Source organism: Plesiomonas sp. (genome assembly GCF_051650925.1).
GTDB lineage: Bacteria > Pseudomonadota > Gammaproteobacteria > Enterobacterales > CAMTGL01 > Plesiomonas.
On record NZ_JBOFRH010000466.1, the window covers coordinates 1 to 1,284 of the forward strand.

At 42.0% G+C, this 1,284-nt stretch carries 1 pseudogene; it reads right to left on the reverse strand.

From position 1 onward, the window contains the following. A pseudogene (locus tag ACRC27_RS11215) lies at nt 1-841 on the reverse strand (hypothetical protein); the annotation flags it as partial. Between the last annotated feature and the right edge of the window lie 443 nt (nt 842-1,284).

A 1,284-nucleotide genomic window follows, 5' to 3' on the forward strand; every position in this document is an offset into this window, starting at 1 on the left:
TATCTTCCGCCCGTTTGATAAAACCACCAATACCATCAAATGGCGAGCTAAATACGCTCAACGTACTGATATTACCGACCGATTTGGCTACCGTATGGTGCAAACTGTAGGCATACAGATCCGGTACAATATAAGTATCCACTGTAGTATCTGACAGTTGGTCTAAATAATGGTTAATTCGACCACGCGCTTCTAGCGGCAACGCAATATAAACTTCGTCGACTTTCCCTTCGTTAATCAGGCGGACTAATTCAGCGCAATTGCCTAATATGGGTTTGCGTGATTTATAACCGAAACGATTTGCATCACGATCATCAAAAAAGCCGATATTACGCAGACGCAATGCTTTATTTTCATCCAATTCTTTTTCCAGCGCCAAGCCAATACCGGTAGCGCCAAGGATCGCGACATTACGCACGTTGATGCCATATTGCACCATCAGTAAGTTAAGGCCGTAAATCACCACGCGCGATAATAATGATCCCATCACCGGCAAACTCAGCCACAGCGCGGCCTCACGAACCGAGACATCGGCATAGCCTTCGGCAAGAAAATCGATGTAATGCATCATCAAGAACAGCAAAAAGGCGGTGATCGCCCATGCTGTCACCACTTTAAATAAGCAGTGAGTCAGATGCTGACGAATATTTTCCCGATACACGCCCACATTACCGGCAACCAGTAAAAAGCAGAGTGTAATCAATATGCTGACATCTGTGCGATCGGCAATTTTTTCGCCAAACTCATGAAAGTTCAGCAAATAATTGGTGACAACAACATCACAAACAAAAGGGACGACCCCGTAGCCATTTTTGACGAATTTTATGATATTTCTGTTCATCTTCAGCGCCTGCTGTAAGCCTTAGCTTCTATACAGTCTGTTTGCTTTCAGAGATGCGAGTCCCATACATTTCCGCTCACAAACACTCTTTTACAATCACGTTTTGTTACCATTTGCTGATTTTTACATCGCTTGCTGCTGTGTGTTTCACTGTTTTTTTGTCATTCGATTCACGCTTCGGATTCGCCTACGGATAAATAGATTTATATCTCGCAGTAATATTCCACTGCGTAGTCATGCAAATGTGTTTTTATACTTATTCATCCATCAACCGATAATGAACAAGTTAGGGGTTACTGAATCGACTAACACATTTGATACAACCGATAAGCGCTAACACGCACGAACAACACTACAGCGTTAAAACAAGTAAAAAGCAGAGTAATTTAAGCATATTCCGCACAATAACATAAACATCATAATTGTATCTTAAATGTGTTTGT